Raw genomic sequence first — 13,850 nt, 5'->3', positions numbered from 1 at the left:
AATTTATTTTAAAATGAAAAAAATAGTATTAATTACCGGAATCTTTATAACAGGACTCTTTTCTTCCTGTAATAATTTTGATGATGCCCTTGAATCTCAAGCAGTATCAAGTTTGGAGGAGTCAACTGTTTTTTCAAACTTGGATTTGACTAAAGGGGCTGTAGATGGAATTAAAATACCATTCGGTGAGACCAATTCATATAGAGGGCGTTTTCTTCCTTGGTATGGTTTTAATACCGATTCAGAATGGTATAACTCTTCAGAAACAGCTGGAGATAAATCAGATCTTTGTGTTTACGATGCTAAGCCAAATAACACAGAAATGAATACGGCTAATAATGCTTGGGCAATGATGTATCAGGGAATTGAGCGTGCCAATCTTTGTATTAGAGGTATCCGTACTTATGGTAACCCTGCTGCAGGAAATGAAATGGGTTATTTACTTGGAGAAGCATTGACTTTAAGAGCTATTTATTATGCTGATTTAGTAAAAGCCTGGGGAGATGTACCGGCTCGTTTTGAACCTATTAATTCTCAAACTTTATTTGCAGCAAAATCAAGTAGAGACCTAATTTACAAACAATTAATTCAAGATCTTGGTGAAGCTTCAGATTTAGTGCCATGGCCTAACGGAAATGCTGCAACTACAAACGTACAAAGAATTAATAAGGCTTTTGTTAAAGGACTGCGCGCCAGATTGGCATTAGTTGCCAGTGGATTCCAACAATATCCTGATGGAATAAGAAGAAGCAATGATCCGGATCTTTCTGTTGCTAACATGTATGCTTTGGCATTAAGTGAGTGTACTTCAGTTATTCAAAGTGGTTCAGCACATTTAGAGCCGTCTTTTGAAACATTCTGGAGAAAATACAATCAGGAAAATACCGCTGCTGGTGGAGAGTCACTATGGGAATTGCCTTTTGGTGCCGGTAGAGGAAGAATGCTTTTCACTTTTGCTGTAAATCACACAAGTATCGATCAGTTTCAGGCCAATGGATCTAATAGAGGAGGAGTTGCCGGGCCACTTCCACATGTATTTTATGATTATGATGTTGCTGATAGCCGCAGAAATGTTACCTGTGTTCCTTACAGATATGGAACAGCAAGTAATACTGTCTTAACAAATGGTTTCCCTACAGCAAAACAAACATTAGTAGGTTTAAACAGATGGTATTTCGGGAAATATCGTTACGAATGGATGACCAGAAGGGTAATATCAACTAATGATGATGGCGTAAATAAAATCTACATGCGTTATGCCGAAGTACTTTTGATGGCTGCAGAAGCAGCTAATGAACTACAAGGACCTGCTGCTGCAGCACCATATTTAAAAGAAATTCGTAGAAGAGCTTTTGACCCATCACTTCACGCCGTAAAAGTTGATGCTTATGTTGATGCCTTAGCTAGTAAAGAGGCTATGCTTAATGCAATCATTGAAGAGAATAAGTTTGAGTTTACCGGTGAAATGGAGCGTAAGCAAGCGCTTATTCGTTGGAATTTATTGGGAACAAAATTAACTGAAGCCAAAGCAAAAATGGTTCAGTTGCAACAGCGTACAGGGAATTATGCCGATGTAGCGACTACCTTATATTTTAAATACGATACGGATAATGTGTCATTAATCGTTTATGGATTAAATCATGGTGAGACTACTAATCCGGGAGCAGCATACACCGCTTTCAGTTGGAATAATTTGACAGATGCCAAGATAAATGGTTTAGTTAAAGCAGGAGCAGATCCTGATAACAGACAGTTCTGGCCGATATGGCAAGTATTCCTTGATGGTAGTAATGGTTTACTAGTAAATGATTACGGCTATTAGAAAATAAGTAAGTTTTTAGTAAGGCTCATTTATAAATGAGCCTTACTTTTTCTATAATTATTCTTTTAAGAATTCCTGTAAGTTATTGATTTTAAATTATGAAAAATAAGATGTCTTTTTTTAAAATAAGAACAGTTTTAAATCTTCTAATGGTTTTTATTGGATTCAATGTAGTTGCCCAAAAAGAACCCGTTTCAAATAGTATTCCGACTGATTTAAAATGGTCTGAAAGAATGGCTTTGTCTGAAATGAAACGTTATCCGGAAGCCTATCAAATTGATGAAAAAAAAGAACCTAAATGGGATTACGTTCATGGTTTAGTTTTGACTTCAATAGAGAAATTATACAAAAAGACTAATGATAAAAAATATTACGATTATATAAAAGGTTATGCCGATGCGACTATCGATAATGATGGCGTAGTCAAATCATACAAATTCGACACTTACAATATTGATATGGTTACTGCCGGAAGAATTCTTTTTAACCTATATGATACGACTAAGGATTCAAGATACTTAACTGTATTAAAACAACTCAGAAAACAATTGCAGGAACAACCAAGAACCGCAAGTGGAGGATTTTGGCACAAAAAAGTGTATCCTAATCAAATGTGGCTCGATGGATTATATATGGGAGAACCATTCTATGCACAATATACTGTGACATACGAAAATGGAGCAAGCCTTGATGATATTGCCAAACAATTTGAATTAATTCAGCTTCATGCTACCGATAAAAAAACAGGATTGTTATATCATGGCTGGGATGAAAGCAAAGAAATGCCATGGGCAGATAAAGAAACCGGTTGTTCTCCAAATTTTTGGTCACGCTCAATAGGATGGTATATAATGGCATTAGTTGATGTGTTGGATTACTTCCCAAAAGATCATCCAAAGCGAAATGAACTAATAACTTATTTAAATAACGTTGCCAATGCCATAGCAAAAGTTCAGGACAAATCAGGACTTTGGTATCAGGTAACAGACAAAGGAGGAAGCGAAGGGAATTATTTAGAATCATCAGGTTCCTCTATGTTTGCCTATGCTTTGGCTAAAGGCGCTAACAAAGGATACCTGCCTAAAAAATTTAAAAAAATTGCCTGTAAAGCTTTCAACGGATTGACAAAAAAATTGATAAAAACAGAAGCCGATGGTGAGATTACAATCACTGAGGCTTGCGCTGTAGCAGGTCTTGGAGGGAAACCATACAGAGACGGGTCTTATTCCTATTATGTGAATGAACGGAAAAAAGATAACGACCCTAAAGCAACAGGCTCTTTTATTCTCGCTGCTTTAGAATTGAATAAATAGATTTATCATCAGATGAAAATGAAAAAGAATAGTATTTATTTTTTATGCTTCTTCTTTAGCTCTTTCCTTTTTGGACAGGAGAGTGCAGATTCATTTTCTAAATCGGTCTGGGTTTCGGATAATGGAGATGGAACTTACACCAATCCAATTATAAATGCTGATTATTCTGATCCGGATGTGATTCGTGTGGGTGATAAATTTTATATGACGGCTTCGTCTTTCAATTGTATTCCCGGTCTACCAATTCTTGAATCCAATGATTTGGTCAACTGGAAACTGATTAATTACGGATTAAAAAAGCAAATACCATCTAATTTTTATAATAAAGCGCAACATGGGAAAGGTGTTTGGGCACCATGCATCCGATACCATAACAAAGAATTTTATATCTATTACCCAGATCCTGATTATGGAATTTACATGATCAAATCCACAAAAGCAGAAGGTCAATGGTCAGAACCAATTTTGGTAAAAAAAGGAAAAGGGCTGATAGATCCAACGCCACTTTGGGATGATGATGGAAAAACGTATTTAGTTTATGCTTTTGCAGGAAGTCGCGCAGGAATCAAAAGCGTATTGGTTGGATGTACCATGAATGCTGAAGGAACTGTTGCTAATAATGACGAAGTGCTTTTATTTGATGGTCATCAGGATGAACCAACACTGGAAGGCCCGAAGATTTACAAAAAAAATGGGTACTATTATATTTTTGCGCCGGCTGGTGGAGTAGCTACAGGTTGGCAAACAGCATTCAGGTCAAAAAATATTTATGGTCCTTATGAGAATAAAAAAGTTTTAGATCAGGGAGCATCTAAAGTTAATGGACCGCATCAAGGCGCATGGATTCAAACTAAATCAGGTGAAGATTGGTTTATTCATTTTCAGGACAAAGGTATAATCGGAAGAGTGGTTCATCTGCAGCCAATGAAATGGATTAACGATTGGCCTATAATTGGAATAGATACGAATGGTGATGGAATCGGTGAGCCTGTTTCGACTTATAAAAAACCAAATGTTGGCAAATCCTATCCGGTTGTTTACCAGAAAGAATCGGATGAATTTAGCAAACCAAAGTTAGATTTACAATGGCAATGGCATGCCAACCCTCAAATTAATTGGGGTTTCCCAAGCAGTTACGGATACTATATGCTGAATTGTATTCCAAAACCAAAAAAGGCAGTGAATCTTTTTGATGTACCGAATTTGCTTCTGCAAAAATTCCCATCTGAAGAGTTTACAGCGACTACAAAACTGAATGTCAATTTTAATTTTGATGAAGAAGAGGCAGGATTTTTGGTAATGGGCTTGGATTATTGCTTATTAAGGATAAAACAGACAGAGAGTAAGTTGTATTTATCTCAAATGATATGCTTAAATGCAGATAAAAATCAGGCAGAAAGCGAAGCTGCTACAGTTTTATTAAAAGGTAATATTGTCTACCTACAGGTTAAAGCTCTTGCAGACGGAATTTGTACATTTCTTTACAGTGAAGACGGAACCGATTTTAAAAACATCGGAATTCCTTTTAAAGCCAGAGAAGGGAAATGGATTGGTTCAAAAGTAGGCTTTGTGGCGCAACGCAATGGGTTTATTAATAATGCCGGAAATGTAAAAATAGATTGGATAAGATTTAATAAAATATAAAGGATGATAAAAACAGCGACAATTTTGGCACTTGTGTTTTTTACAGTTTCCTGTAAATCGGTAGCACAGGATAAAAAAGCTGAAAATAAGGAACACACTAAGATAACAGATTGGAACAAATTTATTGTATCCAAAGATGATGCTTGGTTTGCAACAGAAGAAGCACAAAATGTAGCCGAAAACGTTTTATTGTACCAACGCGATTTTGGGGGTTGGCCAAAAAATACCCAAATGCAAAATCCATTATCTGAAAGTGAAAAGAGACAGCTTTTAGATTTGAAATCTGATCCTAATGGCTGTACTATTGATAATGGAGCCACGGTTCAGGAAATGCTTTTTTTATCTAAAATCAATAAGCAGCAGCCGAATGAAAAGTACAAAATTGCTTTCCTTAGAGGGTTGATGTATTTGATTTCTGCTCAATATGGCAATGGAGGTTATCCTCAATTCTTCCCGGTAAAAAAGGGATATGCGAAACACATCACCTACAATGATGATGCGATGGTCAATGTGCTGAAATTATTTAAGGAAATTAAAGACAACTCAGGCTATTATTCATTTACACCTCCAGCAGAAATAGTGTCGATGGCACAGAGCGCTTTTGATAAAGGGATTGACTGTATCCTAAAAACACAATACAAGCAAAAAGGAACATTAACGTCCTGGTGTGCGCAACACGATGAGGTTACGCTGCTTCCTGCTGACGCCAGAGCGTTTGAATTGGCTTCTTTAAGTGGAAAGGAATCAGCAAAAATTACCTTGCTTTTGATGTCGATAGAAAATCCATCTAAAGAAATTGTAGATGCTGTAGATGCTGCTTATAACTGGTTTGAAAAAGTGAAAATCACCGGAATTAAAATCGAAAATGTGCCAACAGGTGATGGTGATAAAAAAGACAGAGTTGTTGTGAATAGCCCTGATGCAGAACCATTATGGGCGCGCTTTATGGATTTGGACACTAACATTCCGTTTTTTTGTGACAGAGATGGGATTAAAAAAGCAACTTTAGCAGAAATTGGATACGAGCGAAGAAATGGATATGCTTGGTATACTAATGAACCAAAAGAAGTTTTAAAGAACTATCCGAAATGGAAAGACAAATTAAAGAATTAGTTTGCCATTTAAGCTTTGGAAAACCTATTTTAATTATGCAATCGATTACAAATTATTTAATATTAAATTTTTTATTATGAAAAAAATTAACATTTATTTATTGATGCCTTTATTTTTGATATCTGTTGTTGTTAGTGGGCAAACTACAACAACTTATAATTTAGGTAATCAATCTACATTTACAAACACAGGAACTCAATGGGATTCTGTTACGTCAACTACAAGTCCGGATGGCAAAGTAAGAACGCAAGCAGCTACAACTAAATGGCACAGTACTGGTTATGGAGTTGTTTTTCAAAATGGAAATTCTTTAGAAATAGATGTCTTAAGTGGGAGCAATACGATTCGTTTTTATGGTTCAGTCTATAGTGCCGGTACTATGAATGGAGGTTCGGTACTAGCAGGAAGTGATTTAGGTTCTATAAATGTTGATATAGACGCACATCCAGGCATGGCTGATCAAACAGGGTATTATGAATTTAATTATGTTGGTGGAGCAACTACATTGTACTTCACGTTTAGTGGAAGTAATGCGTATACACCAGCAATACAAGTCACCAATCTTCCGGTAACTGTTGTTCTTACAGATGTTTGGGATTTTGGAGCAACTCAATTAGATACTAGTAATTACAATAATTTATTAAACGAAACAGTAATCAATTCTTGGTATGGAGCAACTGTACCCGGAACAGCAGGAGTTAATTTCCCGGTTAGTTTTACTTCAGGAGCATTGTCTTGGGTTGGAAATAGTGGCGATAGATTAAGAACAATCAATACCAATCTTACTCGTTTTGATGCTAATGTTGCCAGTGTGACTACGCATAATGGAAGAGTTTATTGTAATGGTACACCTAATTTATCTGCGGGTGTTCCAACCAATAGATTTATGAGAATGACGCTTAATGAAGACGATCAAGTAACAGTGATTTGTAGAACAGATGCTGCAGGTGCTTTTAATTTTGTAGATGAAAATAATCCAGTGTTACAGTCAGATTTGTTAGATGTTACTTTTGCAAGTGGGAGTGTTACAGAGGCTAAATTTGTTGCCAAAAATGCAAGTACATTTAAAATATATTCCGCTAACGGTAAAGCAAGTTTTTACAGAATATTGAGAAAACCTGCAATTTATACTAATGTTTCTGGAGATATTGATCTTTCACAAGCGGCAGGAATTCCAGGTAATTATGCTGTTGTATTTACCAATGCTGCCGGAAAGTCTTGGACAGCTCAAATGAATATGGATGGAACTTATAATGCAAACTTGCCAATAGGTTATTCGTATACAATAAGTTTGGTTAATGCGAATGGATATATAATTACCAATGGAACTACTTTAGATTTAACTGCAGTACTAACTTCAACATTTAATCATGATATCACTATTTTGCAGGTTACGTTATATCAGGTTAGTGGCGCAATTACGGGTTTAGGGACTGCCATTTCAAACTTAAGTTTAGCTTATGTTGCTAATCCGGCAACCGTGTATACTCCAACACCGGTTGTCAACGCAATTAATGGAACTTATACGGTTCAGTTAGAAGCAAATGTTTCTTATACTATTACTGCAAATGGAGTAAATGACTATCAAATTGATACGAATACGATTACTATTCCAACTTCTGATACAACTTCTGATATTACTTTTACGGCAAAACCAGTTTATAATGTAACTATAAATACTACTGGATTAACTCCTACACAACAAAGTAATCTACACTTGACATTTACAAACTTGAACGAAAGTGGTTATATCTATAATTTTACTACTATTTCAGGAATTGCTTTACGAGACGGGACTTATTCTGTGTCAGCTTCTGGTTTAGATAATTATCCCGTTCAATTGGCACTGACTTCAAATTTAGTAGTAAATGGTGTTGGTACTTCAAAAACGTTAAATTTTGTTCCGGTTACAGTTTGGTCATTTGATGACAAGATTATCACAACTGCAACATCTGCTTATAAAGGAATGCTTTTTACAGGTAATATATCCAATTCAATTAGTCAAGGTCACTTGATTGGACAACCAGGCGGAACAATTCAGGTTCCGGTAAATCCTGGAGAAAAAGTTTCTGTGACCTATTATTATTCAGCAGGTTTTTCAATTGAAGGAGGAGCAACCATTACAACGGTAAACTCAACGGGAACGACTTCACTTATAGATATTACTGAATACACTTATACAGGATCTACCGCGGGATATGTAAACATTGCCGTTAGTGCAACTTCATATTTTACCGAAATAAAAATTGGAGGAAGTATTCCTTATAGTCCGGTAATTACGGTTGGTACTGATAAAGATTATCAAACCATTAACGCTGCTTTAGATGCTGTTTCTAATATGATACGTACAAGTACAGATAGAGTAACTATAATGATTGATCCGGGTAATTATGAAGAAATGTTAGTAATTAATCAGCCTTTAGTTAAATTAAAAAATGCTTCCACTACACCTAGTACTGCTCTTTTAAATGGAGGTGTTAGTATTGATGCCAATGCGGTTAGAATTACTTCGTATTACGGACATGGATATACCTATTTTAGTATGTCTTCGGACCAAAAATGGCACCAAGATGTATTGAATGTGAATACAGCAAATGGATATGCATCTTATCAAAATGTTGGAGCGGGAACTACTAATGGTTCTTATTGGAATGCTACTGTAGTAGTTGGTGCAGATGGTTTTGAAGCTGACGGAATTATTTTTGAAAATTCGTTTAACCAATATATTTCTAATAAAGAATCTCAAGACACCGTTTTGGCATGGACAGTTGGTAGTCCGGGAGTGAGACCTACAAATGTAGGTAATACTAATGTTCAAAACAGAACAATGGTAGAAAGAGCAGCTGCGATAGCAATAAAAAATAATATTCAAAAAGTAATTTTGAATAAGTGTAGAGTTGTTGGACGCCAAGATTCATTTTTTGGAGGAACAGGTTCAAGAGTTGCGGTATATAAAGGAGACTACATGGGTGCAGTAGATTATATTTTTGGAGGAATGGATGTAGTCTTTTATCAGTCTAAATTGAGTATGAATGTAAGTGATCAGGCTAATGACCAAGCCTATATAACAGCAGCGCAACAAACAACAGGAAGAGGTTTTTTAATGTATGAATGCACTATTACTTCGGCTGAACCATTGATAGAAACAGCTTCTGTTTACCGCGCAAAACCAGGTTATTTTGGACGTCCATGGCAAGCAAATACTAGTGAAGTTGTTTTCTACAATACTACAATTGAAACTTCAAATTATCCGGGATTCATTGGTAATTCATTGATTGTTCCTCTAGGGTGGCAAAATACTTTAGGAGGTACTTCAAGTGGAATGTATGAATATGGTACTACTGAGATTTCAGGAGTTAATAATACGCCATCAAGAGCTTCATGGTCCACTTCTTTAACCAATCCAATTTTAAATGATGGTAGCCCTATTACAACTTTTAATTTCACACAAGGAAATGATAGTTGGGATCCATTTCCGCAATTGATTTTGGATGATTCGCTGGGGAATAATGATTTTCAACCTAATTCAGGTGTTAATGTATATGCTTTTAAAAATACTGTTGTTATTTCTAATGTAAAATCGAATACAAGTGTAGCAGTTTATGCTATGAACGGTTCGTTAGTTAAATCATTCAAAACCGATACGGATACTGAATTTAATTTAAGTAAAGGTTTGTGGATAGTGCATGTAAAAGCAGAAGATGGACAAAAATCAGTTAAATTATTAACGTTTTAATATTTGAAAGTTTTTATACAATCCTATAATAATTAAAAAAATAGAGTAGGTGTATTAACTAAATGACATAAAATAAAATATAAATAAAAATGAGTAAAAAATTAATTATTGCCTTTTTCTTTTTGACGATGATAAAGGCGTTTGGGCAAAACTATTATATGCCAGCTCCTGAAGGATTTGGTGCCACTGCCACTGGTGGAGGTAATGCTACTCCGGTAACGGTAAGCACTTATACTACTTTTAAAAATGCACTTCAATCAACATCAGCTGCTAACGCAGTGATTTTGGTTTCAGGAACTATTGATTGTATTTATACTAGTGTAACATTGAATAATAAAACCATCATAGGTTTGCCCGGAGCAAGACTTAGAAATTTGCAGATAACTGTGGGTAATTCAACAACTTCGGCTGCTAATTCGGGAATACTTAATATAAAACCAGGTTCTAACAACGTAATTATAAGAAATCTTATTTTTGAAGGTCCGGGTGCTTATGATGTTGATGGAAGAGATAATCTTACCAATGAAGGGACAAATGTTTGGGTAGACCATTGTGAGTTTCAAGACGGAATTGATGGTAATTTTGACAATAAAGGATTGGCAGACAATGTAACGATTTCCTGGTGTAAATTCACCTATTTGAAAGCTGCCGTGGCAGGAGGTTCAGGAGGATCAAACGACCATCGTTTTTCAAATCTTATTGGATCAGATCAAAATGATGCTCCGGCAGATGGACATTACAGTATTACATTTAAAAATTGTTATTGGGCAAACGGATGTAAAGAAAGAATGCCGAGAGCCAGAAATGCAGAACTTCATATACTCAACTGCTATTATAGTACCAACGTATCAGGTGCCAGAGCGATTGGTTTAGGTGGAGGGGCTAACAACTCTACTTGTTATGTTGAAAAAACACACTTTGCGAGCATAGGATCTGTATATACTAGTTATGTTAGTTCGGATGGTGGAACAGTCGGAATTAAATTCACTAATTGCCTGAGTGGAGGTAGTAATGTTGGAACAGTACCTACACCTACATATACAATAACAGCAATGCCTGTTAATGAAGTGTCAGCCTTTTTAACGGATGCTACTTGTGGTGCAGGAGCAACGTTACAAGTTACTTCCGGTGGCGTAATTTCGCCAACGAACTGTACGTTGGGAATTAATGAAAATGTTTCTGATACAAAAATTAAAATTTCTTCTAATTTGATTGATGATACATTAAAAATCCACTTTTTAAACAATATCGCCGGAGAAGGTAAAATTGATATTTACTCTATGAGCGGTCAAAAAGTTTTCAATTTTTCAAAATATATCTCTTCTGATGAAACAGTTGAGTTTAATATGGAAAGCTTACAGAAAGGGGTTTATATATGTAAGATTGAAATAGACAACAAAACAACCAATTTGAAGTTTGTTAAATAATAATTATATAATTAAAAGCAAACGACAACATTGTAAAACAGTGAAAATAAATAGCATGAGTAAAATATTTTCGCATAGTGTTCATTTATTAATTAAATTTGTTAGGATAATGTATAAAACTATTACAGCCTTCTTTAAAAATAGATTTTTGAAGCCAAAAGCTTGTTATTATAATCAATTATTGACAAAGTATTTGGATAAATTATAATAATGATAAAAAAAAAAGGATATTTTTTTTGAAATCAAAAAATTATATTACTTTTATGCAATCGATTACAATTAACTTAAAAATAAATAATAATAACAAAAAACTCTTTAAAATGAAAACAAAATTACTTTCAATTACTTTAATGATGGTGCTTTTTACTAGTATCACAAAAGCACAGACCAAAATATGGGATTTTGGAAATGACACAACAACATGGCCTGTAACTGGTTCGGGAGTTGGAACTATTGGTGCAGACACTCAGGCTGTCATAGATAACTTAGGATTATTTTCTAATGACCCAAGTGCATCAGGAGATATTGTAAACTTCGGTTCAATCAATGCAAGTGCCGCATCATTTTCAGATGGATTTACGGCTGTGAATAGATTTCAATTGAATGGTGCAGGATATCCTTCTGCCGGTGGATTCATTCCTATGCCAACACAACGTTATATCTTTTTTGATGTGAATGGTGCATGTACTGTAAAAGTATGGTTTAAAACAGGAAGTAACGGTACTGTGAGAACAGTGTATGTTACTGATGGTACTGCTACTGTAGGTTCTGGTGCTTCAAATTCAGGGGGTAATGCAGATTTAGTAATTGTTACTGCAAATGCTACTGCTGCCGGTAGATATTATATCTATGCTGATGCTGCATGTAACCTTTATAAAGTTAGTGTTGTAGGAGCAACTGTAAATACTGTTCTTGCTAACAATGATTTTCAAACTACATCACCTGTAAAAGCATATACAAATGGTCGTCAAATTCATTTGTCTAATGTATTGTCAAAAACTCAAGTTGAAGTTTACTCAGTAACGGGAGCTTTAATTAGAACTATCAATACAGAGGCAGATACTAGTTTTGATGTTTTAAATGCTGGTGTTTACATTCTAAAAATTAAATCAGAAGAAGGTCAAAAATCGGTTAAAGTAGTAGTACAATAATTAGAACTTCAGTTTAATTAGTTACATAAAAAAAGCGGTCTCGTTTCCTAACGAGACCGCTTTTTTTTATAAACGATTATGCTCTTATTTAACTATAACTTTCAAAGTTGTACTAAAGCTATCGGATTGAATAGTTAGAAAATACAAACCTTTAGAAAGTAGAGCATTATTAATTTCAATTTCATTTTCTCCTATAGCTACTTCTTTTTTCAATGTTGATAAAATTTGCCCATTAATAGAAAATAATGTAATCGTAGTTTCTATTGCTTCTGGACTAATTACATTCAAATGAATAGCTGCATTCGTTGTCGGATTAGGGAATATCTTGGCTTCAAAATGTTGACTTTCCGGAAATATTGTTGATAAAGGAGCGCCTGTTTCTCTTGCTCCTAAATCCGGTGCGCTTCCATTAAATAAAATTCCGGTGGTTGTAACTCCTGCATTTATAAAATCACTACTTAAGTTTAAGGCAACGAAATTACCCAAATTTGGACTTCCATCAGCGTTTTTCATTACCGTTGGAGGCATTAGAGAGATGAAGTCAGCAGCACTGGAAACGATTGGAGGTGTTCTTCCGTTGGTGCTTAGTTGATTTACAAACCAAACATTAGAAGCCCCAACATTAGTTCCGGTTGTTACATCATTGCTTCCCGAATTATAAGAAACATTATTCCTGAATTGATGAGTTCCGCCTGCGCGAAAATTATAATTGGAATTGGTATTATTGAAAGAAGTATTATTTGTCACTTCAATAGACCCTAAATTATTGTTGTCGGTAAAGCCATGTTGCCCGTTACCAAAAGCAATACAGCGTCTTACAATGTGATTTACAGGGATGCCACTTCCGCCAAGTTTAAAGCCGTTTTTATCTCCATTAACAGATGTAGTTCCATCTGTCAGTGTTCCATTGTTATAGGCAACGCAGTTTTCAAAGGATACTACTCCAATTGGTCCGGTAGCAGTATTTGTGAATAAATCCCAACCATCATCAATGTTATTATGAGCGATGCATCCACGAAAAACATTGCCTGATCCACAGGTAAGTTTAGCTGCAAAACCATCTGCATTTTCAGCTAAAACATCTTTGTTGTCAAACGCCTCACAATTCAAAATCAAGTTATTTGATGGCCATTGACTTATGGTGGTGTAAGCACTGTTGTATCTGCTTATTTGAAGTCCTGTATCTCTGTTTTTTTCAAAAACACAATTATCTATTGTATTGAAGTTTCCGGAAAGCAACATGCCGTTATCTCCGGCTCTTTTAATGGTAATCCCTTTGATGTACCAATATAAACCATCCAATACAATACCTCGGTTTCCACTTGCTTCTGCTTGTGCTGAAAAGTTAAGAATTGGAGTTTCATCAGTATATGCTTCTATTCGTTTAAGGTTTCCGGCAGTCCCGCTGTTTGTTCTGGCAATCACAATAGTACTATTGAAATTATAGGTACCACCTCGCATATAAATAGTTTGACCTGGGCTAACTATACTCAATGCATTTTGTAAAGTGGTAGGACTACCAATGGTGCCACTATTACCCGATAAACCTGTTGGGGAAACATACAGTTGAGAAAAAGTATAAAAAGGGAGTAGTACTATAATTGTGAAAAGACATTTCATTTTTTTATAATTTAAATTGAAAAA

The 13,850-nt window shown here is 35.3% G+C and carries 8 protein-coding genes; 7 read left to right on the top strand and 1 reads right to left on the bottom strand.

Annotated features, from left to right (window positions below; translation table 11 throughout):
- Positions 1–13: 13 nt before the first annotated feature.
- The 7 genes from GS03_RS11970 (at position 14) to GS03_RS11940 (ending at position 12,206) form a co-directional block, all read left to right on the top strand.
- Positions 14–1,822, top strand: a complete 1,809-nt coding sequence (locus tag GS03_RS11970) for a RagB/SusD family nutrient uptake outer membrane protein (RefSeq protein ID WP_136152778.1) — start codon at positions 14–16, stop codon at positions 1,820–1,822.
- Positions 1,823–1,920: 98 nt separating this feature from the next.
- A complete protein-coding gene (locus tag GS03_RS11965) occupies positions 1,921–3,135 on the top strand; it encodes a glycoside hydrolase family 88/105 protein (protein WP_136152777.1) in 1,215 nt (404 codons plus the stop codon).
- A gap of 18 nt (positions 3,136–3,153) precedes the next feature.
- On the top strand, positions 3,154–4,779 hold the full coding sequence (locus GS03_RS11960; protein WP_246034082.1) for a glycoside hydrolase family 43 protein: 1,626 nt from the start codon (positions 3,154–3,156) through the stop codon (positions 4,777–4,779).
- 3 nt (positions 4,780–4,782) lie between these two features.
- A complete protein-coding gene (gene pelA, locus GS03_RS11955; protein ID WP_136152775.1) occupies positions 4,783–5,892 on the top strand; it encodes a pectate lyase in 1,110 nt (369 codons plus the stop codon).
- Positions 5,893–5,968: 76 nt separating this feature from the next.
- Complete coding sequence (locus GS03_RS11950) at positions 5,969–9,628, top strand: T9SS type A sorting domain-containing protein (RefSeq protein ID WP_136152774.1); 3,660 nt, start codon at positions 5,969–5,971, stop codon at positions 9,626–9,628.
- Positions 9,629–9,717: 89 nt separating this feature from the next.
- Positions 9,718–11,055, top strand: a complete 1,338-nt coding sequence (locus GS03_RS11945; RefSeq protein WP_136152773.1) for a pectate lyase family protein — start codon at positions 9,718–9,720, stop codon at positions 11,053–11,055.
- 320 nt (positions 11,056–11,375) lie between these two features.
- Entirely contained in the window at positions 11,376–12,206 is an 831-nt protein-coding gene (locus GS03_RS11940) for a T9SS type A sorting domain-containing protein (protein ID WP_168710304.1), read from the top strand.
- Between the two features lie 84 nt (positions 12,207–12,290).
- Here the strand turns inward: GS03_RS11940 and GS03_RS11935 are convergent, their stop codons facing one another.
- Positions 12,291–13,826 carry a right-handed parallel beta-helix repeat-containing protein gene (locus GS03_RS11935; RefSeq protein ID WP_168710303.1) on the bottom strand — a complete coding sequence of 512 codons (1,536 nt, stop codon included), beginning with the start codon at positions 13,824–13,826 and terminating at the stop codon, positions 12,291–12,293.
- Between the last annotated feature and the right edge of the window lie 24 nt (positions 13,827–13,850).

This window comes from Flavobacterium sangjuense (assembly GCF_004797125.1).
GTDB classification, from domain to species: domain Bacteria; phylum Bacteroidota; class Bacteroidia; order Flavobacteriales; family Flavobacteriaceae; genus Flavobacterium; species Flavobacterium sangjuense.
Note: the sequence above shows the minus strand (reverse complement) of the source record. Positions and strands in the feature narration are given on the sequence as shown.

Coding starts and splice junctions, on each gene's coding strand:
- GS03_RS11960 (WP_246034082.1), top strand. CDS start 3,154: ATGAAAAAGAATAGTATTTATTTTTTATGCTTCTTCTTTAGCTCTTTC.
- GS03_RS11965 (WP_136152777.1), top strand. CDS start 1,921: ATGAAAAATAAGATGTCTTTTTTTAAAATAAGAACAGTTTTAAATCTT.
- GS03_RS11935 (WP_168710303.1), bottom strand. CDS start 13,826: ATGAAATGTCTTTTCACAATTATAGTACTACTCCCTTTTTATACTTTT.
- GS03_RS11940 (WP_168710304.1), top strand. CDS start 11,376: ATGAAAACAAAATTACTTTCAATTACTTTAATGATGGTGCTTTTTACT.
- pelA (WP_136152775.1), top strand. CDS start 4,783: ATGATAAAAACAGCGACAATTTTGGCACTTGTGTTTTTTACAGTTTCC.
- GS03_RS11945 (WP_136152773.1), top strand. CDS start 9,718: ATGAGTAAAAAATTAATTATTGCCTTTTTCTTTTTGACGATGATAAAG.
- GS03_RS11950 (WP_136152774.1), top strand. CDS start 5,969: ATGAAAAAAATTAACATTTATTTATTGATGCCTTTATTTTTGATATCT.
- GS03_RS11970 (WP_136152778.1), top strand. CDS start 14: ATGAAAAAAATAGTATTAATTACCGGAATCTTTATAACAGGACTCTTT.